This window comes from Lacticaseibacillus boliensis (assembly GCF_054784775.1).
The window spans coordinates 109,287-128,163 of the sequence record NZ_BAAIHN010000004.1 but is presented as its reverse complement, the minus strand read 5'-3'; the positions used below and the strand labels follow the sequence as shown (position 1 = coordinate 128,163).

Sequence of the window (18,877 nt, the reverse complement as noted above, 5' to 3'; positions counted from 1 at the left end):
ATGAGTGAAGACCAACAACAATCTCAAACCGAACCTAATCTTGTCAATGATCTACTGGCGAACCCTTTTGGCGATGCCGCAAAGCCCGTCGCCCAAAAGGCGCAGGAACCAGACGCCCCTTCTAACAACTTGACCCCGGAACAAGAGGCCCAAGCCAAGCAGCTCGCAGAACAGATCGACGTCAAGTCACAAGAAGCGGTCATGAGCTACGGCGCCAATGCCCAAAAGCAGCTCGGCCAGTTCTCCCAGACCATGCTTAACCAAGTGCAAAGCCAAGACACTGGGGCCGTGGGCGACGCCTTGACCAGCTTGATGGCGCGATTGAACGAAGCCAATCCCGACGAGTTGCGGGCAGAAGACAGCAACATTTTCAAGAAGCTGTTTGGCAAGGTCCGCCGGTCGATTTTTGAAATTACCGCCAAATACCAAAAAATTGGCGCCCAGATCGACAGTATCGCCTCGCGTCTCGAAAAAGAACAACAAGGCTTGTTGACGGACAACAAGATGCTCGAAGAACTCTACGCGCAAAACAAGGCCTACTTCGATGCCTTGAACATCTACATCGCCGCCGCCAAGATGAAGCTACAAGAACTCGAAAGCACCACGATCCCCGAAGCCTTGAGCAAGGCTCAGACCTCAGGCGACCAGATGCAGGTCCAAGAAGTCAACGACCTCAAGCAGTTCCAATCCCGCTTGGAAAAGCGCGCGTATGACTTGGAGCTCGCCCGTCAGATCACCTTACAACAGGCCCCACAGATCCGCCTGATTCAAAACACCAACCAGGCGCTGGCCGAGAAGATCCAAGCCTCGATCAACACCGCCATCCCGCTGTGGAAGAACCAAGTCGCCATCGCGCTGACGCTGTTGCGGCAAAAAGACGCCGTCACCGCCCAGCGTCAGGTGTCCGAAACCACCAACGACTTGTTGAAGAAGAACTCAGAGATGCTCAAGATCTCCGCTGTCGAAACCGCCAAGGAAAACGAACGCGGGGTCGTCGACATCGAAACCCTCACTCAGACGCAAAACGACCTGGTGGACACCTTACAGCAGACCTTACAGATTCAACAAGAAGGCCGCTCCAAGCGCCAAGCCGCGGAACAAGAGCTTTCCAACATGGAAAACGAACTCAAGAATCACCTGCTCGACTATACCCAAGGCAAGATGTAACCACAAAACAAGGCCAGTTCCCAGGCATCCGAAAATTCCGGATGCCTGGAAACTGGCCTTGTTTGGGTTCGCTCAGCTTTCTTCTGACAAAACTGGTTGCAATTCAGCGACGCGCAGCTTCAGTTGCGGCAAGATCGCGTAACTGCGCGCAACTTGGCGGACTTCTTGCAAAAGCCGCTGCCTACGCCACCAAGTTTGCCAATGCGTTCGCCATGATGGCTGCGAGGTGGTAATGACACGCTCAGAATACGTCAGCGACGTGCACTGGCTGGACAGGCGTTGCAGGCGATAGCTGATCTCACATGTCTCACCGGCTTTCGTCATTTCGAACGCGAAGTGCCTGCCAGGTTCGCAGGTTAAGATCTTGATGCCGATCGCCGGATTCGTTTTTCGATAAGTATAGCCGGGCAAACGGTGTAGCGACACGTTTTTACCGGTTGCGGCTTGGATATCCAGCTGGTGCAACTCCACTAAGCGGGCAAAGTAGAACATCTGCGGTGCCTTAATCGCGATCGTGATCTGCATGGCGAGAACCTCCTGTTTGGGTTATCTTAAGCATAGCGAATTACTGGTGGGCTGAGCAACTTTGACGCTCGCCAGCACACGCAAAAAGGCCGTATCAACCCGCAAGCTAGATACGACCTTTTTTCATGCAGCGCGTCGTTGTTTCAACATGCGGTATGTCGTCAGCCCAAACGCGATCACACACAACCCGATCGCGACGTAAAACGCGACGCGCATCCCCGAGATGAACAACGCGTCGTTGCCGGTCGGATAAGTCGTCATTTTTCGGCCTGCCGTGTGGCTCATTGAAGCAAACAACGTCGTGGTGGCCGCAGAGATACCAACCACCATGCCGAGATTGCGCGCCAACGCGTTCAAGCCGCCGGCGATACCCAGATCATCTGCCGCCACCGCCGACATGATGATCGTGTTGTTGGGCGACTGGAACACCCCGTTGCCAAAACCATTGATCGCGATCACCAACAAGATCATGACTAAACCGGAGTGCAAATGCCAAACGGTATAACCTAACTGTGCGAGCAAAATCGCCGCCAGACCCACCAACGTCAACACATACGGCCCAATTTTATCCGCCAGGCTCCCAGACAACGGCGCGATGACGACCTGCACGATCGGGAAGATCATCATCAGATACCCGGCATGCGTGGCAGAAAAACCGCGGGCATTTTCCAGATAAAACGGCGTGATGACATTGGAAAAGAAGTTCGTCACGAAAATCAAGAAGCCACACAGCAAGCTGATCGTGAATTCTTGATTGGTGAACAGTTTCAACGACACCAGCGGATTTGCCCGCTGCCGCTCGATCAGCAAAAACACCACGAAAGCGGCGATCGCCACCGCAAACAGCCCGAGGATCGCCGGCCTGGTGAAGCCCACTTCTTGGCCGAGCGAAATCGCCAGAAAAAACGGCACGATTGCGACCACATAGCTACCAAAGCCCGCCCAGTCGATCGGCTGATGGTTGACGCGGAGGTCTTTTGGCAAGACAAAGTGGCCGACGACCATTGTGGCGATGCCGATGGGAATGTTTATCCAGAAAATATAGCCCCAAGGCAAGACCCCGAGGATCAGACCCCCGATCCCGGGCCCGGCGATCGAACCCACCGCAACAAACGATCCGATCAGCCCCAATGCCTTGCCGCGCTCGTTTTGCGGGAAGATCTCTGTGATGATGCCGTTGTTGTTGGCCATGGTCATCGAAGCCCCCAGCGCTTGTAAGACACGCGCAAACAGCAACAAGTAAAAGCTATGATTGAAGCCGGCCAAGAGCGACCCCACTGTGAACAGACCCGTACCCAGCCGGAAGATCCGGATCTTGCCCAGCGTGTCTCCGAGCTTGCCCATCAACAACAGCAGCGCACAGATGACGATCAGGTAGATGGAAACCACCCATTCCGCTTGGTTCATGGGCACATGCAGGTCTTTGGACATCACCGGCAAGGCAATGTTGACGATCGACGCGTCGAGCGTCGACATGATGGTAAACATGCCCACGGCCGTGATGATCCACCAGCGATGCTTTTGCACGGTCGGATCGTCGACATAATTCTGCACAATAATTCCTCCCTTATGAAAATGGCTCCATTATTATACCCCTGCTTACAGAAATAATACAAAGCTTACGAAACCGATACCCTGTTAACGTCGTGTCTTTACATGGGCTTGCTACACTGGCGATAGCACCAGATCAAGGAGGATATACATGACAAAATGGTTAATCGGCCTCGTCGCCGTCATCGCCCTGGTGACCGGCGGGGTTTATACCCGGCTGACGTCAAAGCCTACGATCACCATCACTGGCGCAACGGCGGTCTACCCACTTCTGCACGCCGCCGCCCAGCAAGACCAAGCAGCCGCGATCAAACTCACGCGCACCGATTCGCAAACTGGCCTTAAACAAGTTGCAACCAAAAAGGTGACGATCGGCGCCAGCGACGTGTTTGACCCGACGGCTGGTCGCCTGGTCGACCATCAGATCGCCGTGGTCGGCATCGCGCCAGTCGCCAATCCTAAAGCCGGCGTTAAGGCGCTGACGACCCAGCAGCTACGCCAGATTTTTGCCAAGCAGATCACCAACTGGCGCCAAGTCGGCGGCAAGGACCTCGCCATCACCGTCGCCAGCCGGAAGACAGGTTCTGGAACGCTCGCCAACTTCCAGGCGCTGGCCTTGGATCACGCGACCCCCAAAGCCGACGTCACCCTCAAAACGACCGGCGCGATGCAACGTTACGTTCAAAACCACGCTGGCGCCATCGGGTTCTTGCCGTTCAACGCCGTCGAAAACGACCTCGTTGCCCTCACCCTAGACGGCATCCGCCCCACCGTCGCCAACGTCACCACCAATCGCTGGCAATTATGGGCATACGAGCACCTCTACACCAACGGCTCGCCGACCGCCACCACGGCTAAATTCATCCACATGATTCAGACCCAACCTGAACTTGTCAGCAAACACGGCTATATCCCCACCAAGGTCATGCAAGTCGCCCGCACCAAAGACGGGATGATCGAAGACACCCACAACTGACCAAATAAAAAGACCTTTGGCTGATCTGTTCGAACAGGTCAGTCAAAGGTCTTTTTGTCTGCGCAAGGCGCTACTTGATATGTAGTCGTCGTCGCAGTCCGGCAATGCGAGCGCCAAACAAATCGTCTGCCAGCCGCAACCGCAAGATCAAATAGGCATACACCGCCGCGCCGACGCCAGCGCCGGCCAGCAAGATCGGAATGGCGGTGATCTTGCGCACCCCGCCAAGCAGCCAATCACACCCACCGACGATGGCAGAAGCGATACCAAACATCACCAGCGCTGCGCCCAAAAGCTCTGAGATCTCAACCCCGAGACGCGACCAGTCGAGATCGTAACGCCGGTCTAAGGCGTTGAGCATCAAGATCACTGTCACCAAAAAGCCACAGCCTGTCGCCACCAACGGCCCGAAACTTTGCAGCCAATAAACCAGCGGCCACTGCAAGGCGATTTTGATAACCAAGCCGATCAGGAAATAGCCGATCGCCTGCCGATTTTGATACAACCCCTGCATCACGGCGGCAAGCACCGTGAACAGACCCAAGACGATGGCCACATAGGCGTTGAATTGGAGCATCATCACCCCAAGACGGTCATCATTGTAAAACAGCGCGTACAGCGGCCGAGCCACCGCGGACATGCCAAGCGCTGACGGCCACATGACTAAGAAAAACAATCGCAAGACGTTTTCGATCTGCCTAGCGACGCCTTTGCGATCGCCGCGCGTGAACGCCGCTGCCAGCAATGGGATCGCGGTGACCGCCATCGCCGAAGCCAGCGACACGACGATCATGATCAGCTTGTTGGTATTGAACGCGAACAAACCGTACAAATAGTCAGAGGTTTCTGCAGAGACACGATAGAAGTGGTTCAAAAACGCTGGAAAACTATATTGATCGAAAAATTGATACAACACGGTACCGGCATCTAAAATGATGAACGGCACAGACTGATGTAACACTTCGCTTAACAGTTTGCGGGTCGGTTCCGGCGTATCCAGCGTCACCCCGGCAAAATCCTTGTGCCGGCGCATGTATACCCCGATCAGGTACAGCAGCGCCAACACCGCCCCGACGAACGCGGCAAATGTCGACTGGGCGACCGCGTGGACATAATCACCGTTGCCAACACGCATGATCAAATACGTCACGCCCAACATGTAGATGACCCGCGCCAGCTGTTCCAACAATTGTGAGATCGCACTAGGCGCCATCTCGGCATAGCCTTGGAAGTACCCACGCAAGATACTCATCGGTGGGATCAGCAACAGCGGCCAGACCAGCGCGTGCAAGATCGGGATCATCCGCGTATCGACGTGACCATTTTGCAAAGCCAAAACCGGCGTCAACAGCCACAACGCGGCCGCAGACACCACGCCTAAGCCGATCATCAACAACATGCTACGGTGGAACAAGCGGTGCGCCGAGGCTTCTTGATCAGCCGCGAGATAATGCGCGACTTGCTTCGACACCGCGCTGGGGATCCCAGCCGTCGAGATGATCAAAAACAGACTGTAGATATTATATCCGCGCGCAAACAAGGTGTTTGCCGCCGCCCAGTGCGTGCCCATCCACATCACCCAAGGGATAACGTAGATTGCACCGAGGATCCGTGAGAAAATACTGCCTGCAGTCATCCACGCGGAACCGGTGACCAGCGCCTTTTGCGCTTGCTTATCGTCTGAAATCGCACACACCCCCAATGATAGAAACCATTATACGACGCCTGACGCCGGCCTGAAAGCCCCCACGCAAACTTAGGGGTTTCTTAACGGAAATTGGGTAAGGGTATCTATTGACCGGTCCTCCAAATGTTCCTTGTTTCCCCAGCAGACCAGTGAGACCAGCCGCAACCTTCTGATCCTAGAAGGTTGGATCTCCAATTCCAGTACATCGATGACTTGAACGGCCGGATACAAAACTACGGCCAATCCACAGGTCTGAACGGTTGAACGGCCACTTGGTGACAAGTGAAGCATGTCTAAGGTCGCTATCCGAAACGCGGTGCAACGCAAATGTAGGACAAGGGGTCCAAAGGTAATTCTGGTCGGCCCCGGCGATACATTCATGGTACACAGAGCTTTATGGGGCGTATTTAGCGATGTGGATAAGGCAGTCTGGGTGCGTGCCGGCAACGCCGGTGCGTGACCGGAATGCCTTATCCGCGATCGCGTTGCCCCAGAAAGCTCGACTAGGACAGAGCGAAGCAAGGCGGTTTAAGGCATGTGGATAAGACAGCTTGGGCGTGTGCTGGCAACGCCAGTGCATGACCGAGATGGCTTATACGTAATGCCGGTGCCTTGCGTAGCTCGACTAGGACAGAGCGAAGCAAGACGGTTTAAGGCATGTGGATAAGACAGCTTGGGCGTGTGCTGGCAACGCCAGTGCATGACCGAGATGGCTTATACGCGATGCCGGTGCCTTGCGTAGCTCGACTAGCAAAGGAAGAGCGCGCACGACAGTTGCAGGTACTTTTTGATGGCACGCCCGTCAAAATCGACCAGATCAGTATGCTTCTTTGAGTGCGCGTTCCGCCAAATAACACTTATTCGAAAAAACACAGCTAAAATTGCTTATTTGTGATGCCTATCATCCAAAGTCACGTTGCGGGAGCATAACGCGGCTTTGGCGTGTCTTCACGTCCGCTGTGCATAACAGAAGCCAAAACATCATTCATGACGTCGTGTTCCATAAATAACAGGAAACACAAACAGCCCTGCCCCATGATTCAAAAATCATGGACAGAGCTGTTTGTGTTAGCGGCTAAGCGCAGGTCTCAGCCGTTTTTCTAGTCTTCTTCTTCGACAACCGAAACATTTGCCGCCTGCGGGCCTCTTGGGCCTTCGACGATGACAAACTGAACGGTTTGCCCAGGAGTTAACGTCTTATACCCCCCACCGACGATGGCCGAGAAATGAACGAAAACATCCGGCTGGTCTGGGACTTCGATAAACCCGAAGCCTTTTTCTTCATTAAAGTTCTTTACGCGTCCTTCCATGGCTTAGCCCTCGAAGGCGAAATCAGTCGCCATGGTTTCAGGATAGTTAGCAGAGACGATCGCGGCACAACGCGCACAGAAATGTGGATAGTGCTCGTCGGCACCAACGTCGACCGTGGTCATGCGGCAACGGTCGCAGACCTCCCCTTCGGCGTGTTCAACCAGCAAGCGAACGCCATCAACATCTTGGGCTTCTGCAGGGGCATCTGCCAGGTCTTTGATCGTGAACTTGCTGGTGATCAACAACTGACCGAGGTTGGCATCCAAAGCTTCCAGCTGCTTGCGCAGGTTTTCGTCAGCGTAAACGGTGACGTGAGCTTCCAGAGACTTCCCGATCACCTTGGCGTCACGGGCAACTTCCAAGGCCTTTTGCACCTTTTCACGGAATTCCATGAACGCCGGCCACTTCGCCAGCAGGTCATCTTGGTTGGTGAAACCAAGAGCTTCTGGGAAGTCTGCCAATGCCGCGAAGTCGCGGTCTTGGTGTAACAATGGCCAGATCTCTTCAGCGGTGAAGGACAAGATCGGGGTCAACAACTTAACGATGTCGACTAGCGCCTTGTACATCACGGTTTGCATCCGGCGCCGGGCCACGCTCTTTTCGCCTTCGATGTAAACGACATCTTTGGCGAAATCGAGGTAAAAGGCACTCATGTCAACGGTCAAAAACGTGGTGATGGCCTTGACCACTGCGCTGAAATCATAGGCTTCGTAACCATCGCGTGCTGCCTTGACCACTTGAGCCAGACGCACCATCAGGTATTGATCGACAGAACCGAGTTCAGCGTAGGAGACGCGGTCGATCTTGTCGTCATAATCGCTGGTGTTGGCGAGCATGAAGCGCAGGGTATTACGAATCTTACGGTAGGTTTCACTGGTGTGGGCAAAATTGTCCATCGACACCTTCATGTCGGAGCTGGAGTCGACAGATGCGACCCACAACCGGATGATTTCGGCACCAAACTGCTTTTCAACGGTGTCAGGCACGATGGTGTTGCCCAGCGACTTAGACATCTTGCGGCCTTGGCCATCAAGCGTAAAGCCTTGAGACATGACTTGCTTGTATGGCGCCACGCCGTTATTGGCCACACTGGTGATCAAGGAGCTGTTGAACCAACCACGGTATTGATCGGAGCCTTCCATGTACATGTCGACCGGATAAGTGAGGTCGTCACGACGCCGGGCACAACCCGCCCAGCTCGAACCAGAATCAAACCAGACATCCATGATGTCGGTTTCCTTGGTGAACTTGCCGTGTGGTGAATGTTCGTTGGTGTAACCTTCTGGCAGCAAGTCCTTGGCTTCACGATCAAACCAAACGCTTGACCCGAATTGGCCGAACAAGTCGGCGACGTGATCGATCGTTTCTTTTTCGATGATCGGGGTGCCGTCTTCTGCATAGAAGATCGGTAGCGGCACGCCCCATGCGCGCTGGCGAGAGATGACCCAGTCGCCGCGATCACGGATCATGTTGTGCAGACGCGTCTGGCCCCATTCAGGGAAGAACTTCACTTGATCGATCGCGTCAAGAATGTCTTGGCGGAAGGATTCAACAGAAGCAAACCATTGCGTCGTCGCCCGATAGATGACAGGCTTTTTCGTCCGCCAGTCGTGCGGGTAACTATGGGTGAAGAAGTCGAGCTTCAACAAGGCGCCCTTTTCCGTCAAGGCCTTGGTGACCATGCGGTTGGCGTCATCGTAGAACACCCCTTCAAAACCTGGCGCGTCTTTGGTCATGTAGCCTTTGGCGTCGACGACGGAATAAACCGGCAGGCCGTACTTGATGCCGACCTTGTAGTCATCTTCACCATGCCCAGGAGCGGTGTGGACCAAACCAGTCCCGGCATCGAGGGTAACGTGATCCGCGTTCATCAACAAGCTGGTGCGATCGTACAGCGGATGTTGAGCGGTCATCTTGTCCAAGGCGGTCCCTGGGAAGGTCTTCAAGACTTCATAGTCTTGCCAGCCGATTTCTTCTGCGACCTTAGGCAACATCTCAGAAGCCACGACATACTTCTTACCATCAACGGCAACCTGCGCATATTCAAAGCGTGGGTTGACCGCGATCCCGAGGTTAGCCGGGATTGTCCAAGGCGTGGTGGTCCAAATGATGAAGGACGTGTCGCTATCCAACAAGTCTTTGCCATCGACGACCTTGAAGGCCACGTAGATCGATGGCGACTTCACATCATGGTATTCGACTTCAGCTTCCGCCAGCGTCGATTCAGAACTCCATGACCAATAAACTGGCTTCAAGCCGTGGTAGATATAGCCTTTTTCAGCCATCTTCCCAAAGACCCGGATTTCTTCGGCTTCAAATTCAGGTTGTAAGGTGATGTAAGGATGATCCCAGTCGCCCAACACGCCAAGCCGCTTGAAATCGGTGCGTTGCTTGTCGATTTCTTTCATGGCAAACTGCCGGCACATTTCGCGGTAGTCGACCATCGACATTTCCTTACGGCGGACGCCTTTTTTAGCCAGCTGTTGCTCGATTGGCAGGCCATGAGTATCCCAACCAGGAACGTAAGGCGCACGGAAGCCTGACATCGACTTGGAACGCACGATGATATCTTTGGTCACCTTGTTTAAGGCGTGACCCATGTGGATGTTCCCGTTGGCAAACGGAGGGCCATCGTGAAGCACGAAGGTCGGCTTGCCTTCGTTTAATTTTTGACGAGCTTCATAAACATGATTTTCATACCAGGCTTCTTGAAGCTTAGGTTCCTTGTTCGGTAACCCGGCGCGCATTTTGAATGGCGTCTTCCCTAAGTTCAGGGTTTCTTTGACTTTCATAATATCCTTCTTTCACGCATGACAGTGTTGCAAGCTTACTGAATGACCGTGATATCAAAAAAGACCCCGCCCTATATTAGGACGAGATCTTCGTGGTACCACCTAAGTTCGAAAGCAATGCTTTCCTCTAGACTCGTAACGGGAGTACCCGGCGCTGACTACCTATCGCCAGCGCAACTGACGGACTGATATTGCAAACCGTACCGTTCCCAAGCTTTCACCAACTCTTGGGTCGCTGCCACGGTGATCGGCTAACAACGCGTGTCCATGCGTTATTCTTCAGTGTCTGTATCGGTTGGTGCCGGTGCATCGGTGTCATCAGAATCAGATTCTTGAGGGAAAATGATCTCGGTATAACCCGGTTGCTCCGACTCATCATCAACAGCTTCTGTTGCTTCTGAGTTTACTGGCTCTTGGGCCGGCTTGTCAAGGTTAGATTCAGAATTTGCTGGATCTAATACGACAGAAGAGGCATCAGAGGTGGACAAAAGTTCTTTCCATTCTGGGCTCTTGACCACTTCCAGCTGGGATTCCAACATGACTTGCAGGCGCTGCCGGAAGACACGCGTCTGCCGCTTGAGATCTTCGGTTTCCACCGTGATCTTCTTGGCCTTTTCACTGGCATCACCGACAATGCGGTTGGCCTTGTCGGTCGAAGAAGTCAACAGGTCCTGCGCGTTCTTCTCAGCTTGTTGCTGAATCAGATCCGCCTCTTGCTCGGCATTGGTCTTGACCTTGTCCGCCGCCTCTTGGGCAACGATGATGCTTTGGTTCAAGGCATCTTTAAGATCGGTGAAGTACTTGACCTTCTCTTGGGCATCGTCGAGTTGCTTTTGCAAATCTTCGTTGTCCTTCAACAAAGCACTATAGTCCTTGATGATTTGGCTGAGAAAATCGTTCACCTGATCTTGATCGTATCCGCGCATGCGGACGTTGAATTCTTTGTTATGAATATCCAGTGGGCTCAATGCCATGTCACTGCCTCCTAATCACTGTTTACAGTTCGCGTAAAACCAATTACTTGTGGATCACACTGAATGCGACACGCAATTTGTCTTTCTTCGTGGTACCGAGCAACGACTCGACGCGCAAGCGGCCAAAACCGCGTACCGATAACATGTCGTGTTCCCCAATCTCAACATCCGGCCGGGTCGTTGTGGCAAAGTTCAGGCGCACTTTCTCGCCGTCGATCAGACTCTTGGCGCGCGTTCGAGAAACGTTGAACACGTGCGCGACCACCGCGTCTAAGCGCAACGACGGTACCGTGGTTTGCAACGGTTCCCAGTCATCTTCTGGATGAACGATCTCCGCAAGGTCGCTCGCTTCCAACCGCACCCCGATGCGTCCGATCTTGGTGACGTTGGTCTGCACCCAGTCGCTCATCGACGCGGCGACCACAACTTGCCACGTATCGCCGTCAGTGAGGATGTCGCCAAAAAGATCGCGATCGATGCCAGAATTGACCAGCGTGCCTAAGATGTGGCTGTGGTCGAGCGTTGCAAATTTTTCGGGGTACTTGATCGTCAACAGCACCAGCTCGTAGTCTGCGGCCGTTGGTTCGAAATAATCCGGCGCCACAAGCACTCGCTGCCGCTCGGCGTTAGGATACCCACCAAATGGCAAGACCTTCACGCCTTCGACACTGCCCGCCAAGACATCGGTGATATAAACCTGTCGCGGGTCTAAAAAAGCCGACAGAATGGGGCGGTATTCACTCGCCGCCTGGGCGATGGCTTCTTGCATCCGATCGATGAAAGGCGCCTCGCCTTTTCTAAAATGTTGATAAACGTTATCCATGCGTTTAACTGAACAATCAGCTCACAACGGCGAAAAAGATGATGTTAATGGCTTTTTGGAACAAGTAGATGACCCCAAACGCGAGCAACGGCGAAAAATCCATCCCGGCAATTGCCGGGATGAACCGGCGAAACCACGCCAGATACGGGTCGACGATGCGCCCTAACCATTGGCCCAAGCGGCTTTCATACGCCCCCGGGAACCACGACATCAACACGAATACGGCGATCGCCAGACTATAAGCATCGAGAACCCATGTCAACAGGCGCCATATCCAAAATATCAGCTGTTGTATCACCGACATCCTCCTATTCTGTCATTTGCAAGTCGAAGTCGTTACCGAGATTTTCAGCCAGCACCCCGTCGATCTTGAAGTTGGCCGGAGTCACCAGAAAAATCTGTTCCCCGACGCGCCGGATCTCACCATTAATGGCGAATACCAACCCGGTGAGAAAATCAACGATCCGCTTGGCAGCGTCGGTATCGATATGATCAAAATTGACCACGACCGCCTTGTTGCTCAGCAGGTTGCTCCCGACTTCTTTCGCATCGGAATAGATCCGTGGTTCATAGACAACGATCTTGGCTGTCTGTTCGTTCGGATTACTCATTGCAACCACCTTGTTTCCTCGAAACGTCTGCGTTTGCGGCTGGTCTGTGGCTGACTGGGCAGGTATCGCGACGCGCTTGCCCGGCTGAGTCGTTGATTCTGAAAGCGGTTCGTCCTCATCTTCTGCATCCATCGCAAAGAATTCTTTCATCTTGTTACCAAGTTTTTCTAATGCCATCGCGCATCCCTCCCTTCGTACATGGTTCGTCGAGTTTTGCTAAAGTGTCGTCGAGCTGCGCAGGACAGCGCGGTTGCATGTAAGTCGTTCCGGTCTCGCACCGGCGTTGCCGGCACGTGCCCAGACCGCCTTATCCACATGCCTAAACCCGTCCTGCTTCGCTCTGGTTTATCGTCGAGCTGCGCAGGACAACGGCATCGCGGATAAGTCGTCTCGGTCTCGCACCGGCGTTGCCGGCACGTGCCCAAGCCGTCTTATCCACATGCCTAAACCCGTCCTGCTTCGCTCTGGTTTACTGACGGCGGCGCTTGAAGAATGGCGGTTGATCGTCTCCAGCGTCGTCAGGGTCTTGCGACGGCTGGCTTTCGAAGATGTCGAACTCTGTCTTCTTAACGTTGTCAAAGTTACGATCGTTAGCCGGCTTATTTTCTTGGTGCTTAGCCGGTTCGCGACGCAGATCCCAGTTGCCAAACGGATCGTCGTTCTTTGGAGCACCTTGTGCCTTAGGCGCGTCAGTTTGTGCCTGAGCGGCCTGAGCACGCTTGGTGCGCTTGGCTGCTTCAGCACCGTCGATCCCGGTCGCCACAACGGTCACGACAACAGAATCGCCGAGGTCTTCGTTGATCGACGTCCCAAAGATGATGTTGACGTCATTGCTTGCCGCTTGGGCAACGATTTCAGAAGCGTCTTGCGCTTCGAACAAGGAAAGGTCTGGGCCACCGGTGATGTTCAACAGCACCTGCTTGGCCCCTGCAATCGACACTTCAAGCAGTGGCGAAGAAATCGCCTTCTTGGTCGCTTCGATCGTGCGGTTTTCACCGTTAGCAGTCCCGATTCCCATCAATGCAGACCCTTGGTTGGCCATAACGGTTTTGACATCAGCAAAGTCCAAGTTAACAAACCCTGGGCTGGTGATCAAATCAGAAATTCCTTGCACGCCTTGGCGTAAGACATTGTCTGCAGCATGGAAGGCTTCCATCATTGGCGTCTTCTTATCAACGATTTCGAGCAACCGATTGTTGGCAATGATTACCAAAGTGTCAACGTGCTCTTTAAGATTGGCGATACCTTCCGCGGCGTTTTTGGCACGGCGTGGCCCTTCAAAAGTGAATGGCCGTGTGACGACGCCAACGGTCAACGCCCCCATGTCCTTGGCGATTTTAGCGACCACCGGTGCCGCGCCAGTCCCAGTGCCGCCACCCATGCCGCAGGTGACGAAGATCATATCAGCGCCTTGCAAGGCCTGTTGGATTGCCTCTTCGCTTTCTTCAGCGGCCTTTTGCCCAATTTCAGGCGTTGCGCCGGCACCTAAACCGCGTGTCAACTTGTTGCCAAGTTGAATCTTGGTTTCAGCGTTTGAATTAGATAAGGCTTGCACATCGGTGTTGGCCGCGATGAACTCGACGCCTTTAACATCTTCTGCGATCATTCGGTTAACGGCGTTGCCACCGGCCCCGCCGACGCCAATCACCTTGATTGCGGCGCCTGTATCATTTTGTGCATCAAGTGAGAATTCCATTGTCGTTCCTCCTAGAGTTCGTGGTTATTCGAAGAAGTTACCGAAGAAGCGCCGCAGTGCACTTGGCTTCTTCTCAGCCGGTGAATCTTCCGCGACCGGTTCTTCTGCCGGTGCGGTTTCATGGGTAACCGGTATTGCTGGTGTTGGCTGCGCTACAGTCCCAGTCGGTAACACGCTACCAACCAGCAAATCGATATCCGTAAGGCCGCTGGCGTACTGAATCAAGCCCAACGCCTGTGTGAAGGCCGGATGCCGCAATCCCATTTCACCTGGGATATAGCGGCGTACCGGCGCCGAAAAAATATCTTGCGCCAAGTCAACAATGCCGGGAATTGCTGTCGTGCCACCGGTAATCACGATGCCACCAGGCAGATCCAAAGCGTTAGCCTGTTGCAACGCACCGTTGAGACGCTTAAAGATCTGTCCCAAACGCGCCTCGATAATTTCCGAAAGATATTTTTCGGAGATCATGACCGGCTCAGTTTTGCCCACCACGGTGACTGGGAAGGTTTCGTCCTCACTGGTTGCCAGCGAATCCGCGTTGCCATAATCCCGCTTCAACTTCTCAGCATCTTTGAACCCAGAGTTCAACACCACCGAGATGTCTTTGGTCACATATTCGCCGCCTTCTTGATCAACATAGGCGAACTTCAATTTGTGGTCGTGGATGACCGCAGCGGTACTTTGACCGCCACCGACATCGACCAACACCGTGCCAAAATCTTGTTCCCCGTCGCTCAAGGCAACTTGGGCAGAGGCCAGTGGGTTGATCACCACGTGGCGGATCGTCAACCCGGCCTTAGCCAGCGCCTTTTTGGTATTATGTAACACCGTCTTCGGCACCGTGAACAGGATCCCGTGCATCTCAAGCCGCACACCAATCATGCCACGCGGGTCTTTGATGTCGTCGAAGCCATCGACGATGAACTCGGTTGGTGAAAGCTGCAAGCTTTCACGCTCCGGGGGTAGGTTGCGCACCAACGCAGCGGCCGCAACGGCCTTCACGTCAGCATCTGTGATTTCTTTAGATGCATCTCCCACCGCGATCATGCCAGTGACAGATTCGATCTGCAACAGGTTCGCAGGCACGCCCACGACCACTGAATCAATCTTGATACTTGCTTTTTCTTCTGCTTGACTCACGGCTTGGCGGATTGCTTGCACCGCCTTGTCGATATCGACGATCACGCCACGGCTGAGACCGGCGGAACGCTGACTACCCACACCAATAATGTTCATCTGACCTTGAATATACTCGGCGACAATGACTTTTATTGAGGTGGTCCCGATATCAAGTCCAACGTAGATGTCTTGATTTCCCATGACGACGGAACCTCCTGGACTGGAATTAATTAACTGATTGAAAACGTAATACTGGTTTGATTTTACCACACAAAGCCTTGTCACCTCACTAAATCGAAGCAAAGATTAAGGATTTTGCGTGTTTACTTGTATGGGACGAAAAATGCGCCAACTTCTAAGTCAATTTTACCCTTCTTCGACACATCCGCCAACAGCTTCGGATAATACCGGATCTTTTGACCAACCGTCCGTGAATCCGCCACCACTAAGTTGCCATCGGCCATCGAGATCGTGATCTGGTATGGATTAGCCGCCCCACGCGTCGCTTTCACCTCAGACACCCCACGCCGGACCGCGGTGGGAAATTTGGCGACGGTTCGCGCCATCTTGAACGCCTCTTTGCGCGTGAAGCCGGTGAAGATCGGATAGGTGCTCTTGGGACTACTTGTTGCAGTCTTCAACACTTGCCCGCTGGCTAACAGCACATGATAGCTGCCGTGCTCTTGGATATAGCTGAGGCTAGCAAATTCATGTACCTGCAGCGTGATCTGGTTGAAAGCGTGAACGTGCACCGTCACGTTTTTGACCTGCGGCAGGGCTTTGGTGATCCGTTTTTCGACCCGGTTACGATGCAGCATCAAGTCGATCACGACCTGCGAATGGCCAAGCTTGCTGGCACTGATCACGTCTTGTGCCGGCAGGGTGTTTTCACCACGGACAGACAGCTCACCGACCTTGGATAACGGCGACACCATATACAGCATCAAGATGACGACGATGGCCAAGGGCGTCAGCAACAACGCGAGGTTGCGGCGCCGGCGATGTTGCCGCGTATGCGCCACCGTCGGCAATGGCAGATGCCTTTTGGGAGCGGCTTTTTCAGCATGTTTGGCCTGATAAGCCTCCCAAGGCGTCAATGGATCTTGTTTTTTGTCGGGCTTTGAAAACCACGCCATCATGTCACCTCGCTCTCTTCGTGGCAAAAAATCAGTGCTTGGCCGCGATCGCTTCTTGCATCAGCGCGATCAGCCGATCAGCGGCATCTGGTACCCCGAGTTGTTTGGCGGCGCGGGTCATTTCGACTAAACGCGCATCATCGTGCATCAAATCAACGACCTTGGTGGCAAACGTCGCATCAAGCTCGCTTTCCGGAATCACCAACGCCGCGCCGGCCTTGGCCAAGCTAGACGCATTGATGAACTGGTGGTTGCCCGTGACGTTCGGACTTGGAATCAAGATTGCCGGGATTCCCAGCGCTGTCAACTCCGCGATCGAAGTCGCCCCAGAGCGCCCGATCACCAGCGCGATGTCTGGTAAGATCGCTGGCATGTCGTCGACATAAGGGACGACGCGGACATTATCCGGCAACTCCCCGACTTCAGCCTGAATCGTGTCAAAATGCCGGCGGCCGGTGACAAACAGCGTCTGGAAGCGGGCCTTGGCGAATGCGGGCAACGCGTTGACAGCCGCCTGGTTGATCATCGGCGCGCCTCGTGACCCACCAAAAATCAACAGTGTCTGGCGCTTAGGATCTAACCCAAAGTCAGCCAAACGGTCGTTAGCCCGCAATCCCGCCACTTGTTGGGCGCGGGGGTTGCCGACTTTGGCGACTTTACTGGCAGGAAAACTTGATGCCACTTCGGGAAAAGCGATCCCGATCTTGTCAACATAGCGGGCCAAAAAGCGGTTCGTTACGCCAGCAACCGAATTCTGCTCGTGAATGACGGTCGGAATGTGCAACCGGGCGGCTTCGAACAAGATCGCACCAGAAACATAACCACCGGTGCCGACGACCACATCGGGCTTAAAGTCACGCAAGATCTTCTTGGCCTTGCGTAATCCGCTGATGAACTCAGTGACAGTTTTGACGTTTTCCAGACTGAGACTGCGCTTGAAACCTTGCAGCTCAATGGTGTTAAACGGGATCTTGGCGTTAGGGACGATGCGGCTTTCGAGCCCGCGCTTGGTGCCGATGTACAACACGTCATCTAGTAGGTCACGCTTTTGCAACTGCTCAAGTAAGGCCAGCGCCGGGTAGATGTGCCCCCCGGTGCCGCCACCAGAGACGATCACTCGCATCTTAGACTTCCTCGCTTTCTGCCAGTTGCTTGATCGCGTCGATGAAGACATCGCCACGAACCTCGAAGTTCGGGAACTGATCCCATGACGCCGCGGCGGGTGACAGCAAGATGACGTCGCCAGGCTGGCTGGCCTTATACGCTAACGGCACCGCCGTCTTAACGTTGTCGGTTTGCTGGTAAGGAATGCCGGCAAGTTTTGCAACTTCATTCATTAACGGCGCGGTTTCCCCGAATGTGATCATGGCATGAACATGCTTTTTAACCAAGGGTACGAGATCATCCATTGGCAGATGGCGATCGAGTCCCCCTGCCAGCAAGACGATTGGTTGAGCAAAAGCGTTCAACGCGACACTAGCCGCCTCAACGTTGGTGGCCTTGGAGTCGTTATAAAACTTGCGCTGATTGACTGTTTGGACATATTGGATCCGGTGCTTGACGCCGGTAAAGCGCGTCAGTACCGCCACGATCGCAGCGTTATCGACGCCGGAAAGCTTAGCAGCTGCGATGGCGGCCAAGGCATTTTCGATGTTGTGAGTACCTGGGATCTGCATCTCTTCTGCCTTCATAATGCGCTCGTTATCAAAGCACAACCACCCATCTTGTAACATCGCGCGGGCCCCAGCAACGCCGGTACGAGAAAACGGCACGATTTTGGCTTTGCTTTGCTTGGCCAGCTCTTGCATCTCTGGCAGATCCCAATTCATGATGAAAAAGTCATCTGCAGTTTGGTTCATCGTGATCCGCATCTTGGCCGCCACGTAGTTTTTACGGTTACCGTGCCAATCCAGATGGGCCTCATAGATGTTGGTCAACACCGCGATGTGCGGATGGAGCTGATCGATCCCACAAAGTTGGAAGCTGGACAGTTCAGCGACGATGGTATCGCTTTTGCCTGCTTTTTGGGCAATGCGACTGGCCGGAATCCCGATGTTGCCGGCATCATAGGCGGTTTGCCCGGCCTCGTTGAGCATCAACCCGATCAGTGTCGTCGTCGTGGTCTTGCCATTAGAGCCGGTGACGGCGATCCAGTTACTTTCAGAGATCTGATAAGCGAGTTCCGGCTCGGTAATGATCGGCAAATGAAGTTCCTGGGCCCGCTTGACCATCGGATTGGTGTAAGGAATCCCTGGGTTTTTGACCATCAATTCAAAATGCTCATCGAGCAGCTCGATTGGATGGTACCCAGTGATGACCTTGATGCCGTCAGCCAACAAGGCTTGGGCGTCTTTGTTGTCATCGAATTTCTTCTTATCGTTCACAGTCACTAACGCGCCAAGCTGATTGAGCAGCCGGGCCGCGTTGACCCCGCTCATCCCCAAACCTAAAACCAGTACTTTTTTATTCTGATACGTCTTGATATCCAACATTGCCCTTACTTCTT

At 53.9% G+C, this 18,877-nt stretch carries 15 protein-coding genes and 1 pseudogene; 2 read left to right on the top strand and 14 right to left on the bottom strand.

Annotated features, from left to right (window positions below; translation table 11 throughout):
* Complete coding sequence (locus ACYVRB_RS03310) at positions 1-1,167, top strand: toxic anion resistance protein (protein ID WP_461213517.1); 1,167 nt, start codon at positions 1-3, stop codon at positions 1,165-1,167.
* A gap of 72 nt (positions 1,168-1,239) precedes the next feature.
* On the opposite strand, the gene ACYVRB_RS03305 is transcribed toward ACYVRB_RS03310, so the two are convergent.
* Positions 1,240-1,692, bottom strand: coding sequence for a DUF3284 domain-containing protein (locus ACYVRB_RS03305; RefSeq protein WP_461213516.1), 453 nt, complete (start codon positions 1,690-1,692; stop codon positions 1,240-1,242).
* 123 nt (positions 1,693-1,815) lie between these two features.
* A complete protein-coding gene (locus ACYVRB_RS03300) occupies positions 1,816-3,246 on the bottom strand; it encodes an MFS transporter (protein WP_461213515.1) in 1,431 nt (476 codons plus the stop codon).
* A gap of 148 nt (positions 3,247-3,394) precedes the next feature.
* Here ACYVRB_RS03300 and ACYVRB_RS03295 point away from each other — a divergent pair, with 148 nt between their 5' ends.
* Positions 3,395-4,219: a substrate-binding domain-containing protein gene (locus tag ACYVRB_RS03295; protein ID WP_461213514.1), complete on the top strand. Its 825-nt coding sequence runs from the start codon at positions 3,395-3,397 to the stop codon at positions 4,217-4,219.
* Between the two features lie 70 nt (positions 4,220-4,289).
* Here the strand turns inward: ACYVRB_RS03295 and ACYVRB_RS03290 are convergent, their stop codons facing one another.
* From ACYVRB_RS03290 to murD, 12 genes and pseudogenes are all read right to left on the bottom strand, one after another.
* On the bottom strand, positions 4,290-5,855 hold the full coding sequence (locus ACYVRB_RS03290; protein ID WP_461213550.1) for a putative polysaccharide biosynthesis protein: 1,566 nt from the start codon (positions 5,853-5,855) through the stop codon (positions 4,290-4,292).
* Between the two features lie 1,151 nt (positions 5,856-7,006).
* Positions 7,007-7,216, bottom strand: coding sequence for a cold-shock protein (locus ACYVRB_RS03285; protein WP_461213513.1), 210 nt, complete (start codon positions 7,214-7,216; stop codon positions 7,007-7,009).
* Positions 7,217-7,219: 3 nt separating this feature from the next.
* A complete protein-coding gene (ileS, locus tag ACYVRB_RS03280) occupies positions 7,220-10,009 on the bottom strand; it encodes an isoleucine--tRNA ligase (protein ID WP_461213512.1) in 2,790 nt (929 codons plus the stop codon).
* A 272-nt stretch (positions 10,010-10,281) separates the two neighbouring features.
* On the bottom strand, positions 10,282-10,983 hold the full coding sequence (locus tag ACYVRB_RS03275) for a DivIVA domain-containing protein (protein ID WP_461213511.1): 702 nt from the start codon (positions 10,981-10,983) through the stop codon (positions 10,282-10,284).
* 43 nt (positions 10,984-11,026) lie between these two features.
* Entirely contained in the window at positions 11,027-11,806 is a 780-nt protein-coding gene (locus ACYVRB_RS03270; RefSeq protein ID WP_461213510.1) for a YlmH family RNA-binding protein, read from the bottom strand.
* Between the two features lie 16 nt (positions 11,807-11,822).
* Positions 11,823-12,104 carry a YggT family protein gene (locus ACYVRB_RS03265; protein WP_461213509.1) on the bottom strand — a complete coding sequence of 94 codons (282 nt, stop codon included), beginning with the start codon at positions 12,102-12,104 and terminating at the stop codon, positions 11,823-11,825.
* A 10-nt stretch (positions 12,105-12,114) separates the two neighbouring features.
* The gene (locus ACYVRB_RS03260) at positions 12,115-12,594 is read right to left on the bottom strand and encodes a cell division protein SepF (RefSeq protein WP_461213508.1); all 480 of its coding nucleotides are present in this window, start codon (positions 12,592-12,594) and stop codon (positions 12,115-12,117) included.
* Positions 12,595-13,161: 567 nt separating this feature from the next.
* Positions 13,162-14,113: pseudogene (ftsZ, locus tag ACYVRB_RS03255) on the bottom strand (cell division protein FtsZ); the annotation flags it as partial.
* 24 nt (positions 14,114-14,137) lie between these two features.
* On the bottom strand, positions 14,138-15,436 hold the full coding sequence (gene ftsA, locus ACYVRB_RS03250) for a cell division protein FtsA (protein WP_461213507.1): 1,299 nt from the start codon (positions 15,434-15,436) through the stop codon (positions 14,138-14,140).
* A gap of 122 nt (positions 15,437-15,558) precedes the next feature.
* On the bottom strand, positions 15,559-16,371 hold the full coding sequence (locus tag ACYVRB_RS03245) for a cell division protein FtsQ/DivIB (protein ID WP_461213506.1): 813 nt from the start codon (positions 16,369-16,371) through the stop codon (positions 15,559-15,561).
* 31 nt (positions 16,372-16,402) lie between these two features.
* The gene (gene murG / locus ACYVRB_RS03240) at positions 16,403-17,494 is read right to left on the bottom strand and encodes an undecaprenyldiphospho-muramoylpentapeptide beta-N-acetylglucosaminyltransferase (RefSeq protein WP_461213505.1); all 1,092 of its coding nucleotides are present in this window, start codon (positions 17,492-17,494) and stop codon (positions 16,403-16,405) included.
* 1 nt (position 17,495) lies between these two features.
* Positions 17,496-18,863 (bottom strand): UDP-N-acetylmuramoyl-L-alanine--D-glutamate ligase, encoded by a 1,368-nt coding sequence (gene murD / locus ACYVRB_RS03235; RefSeq protein WP_461213504.1) that lies wholly within the window; start codon positions 18,861-18,863, stop codon positions 17,496-17,498.
* Between the last annotated feature and the right edge of the window lie 14 nt (positions 18,864-18,877).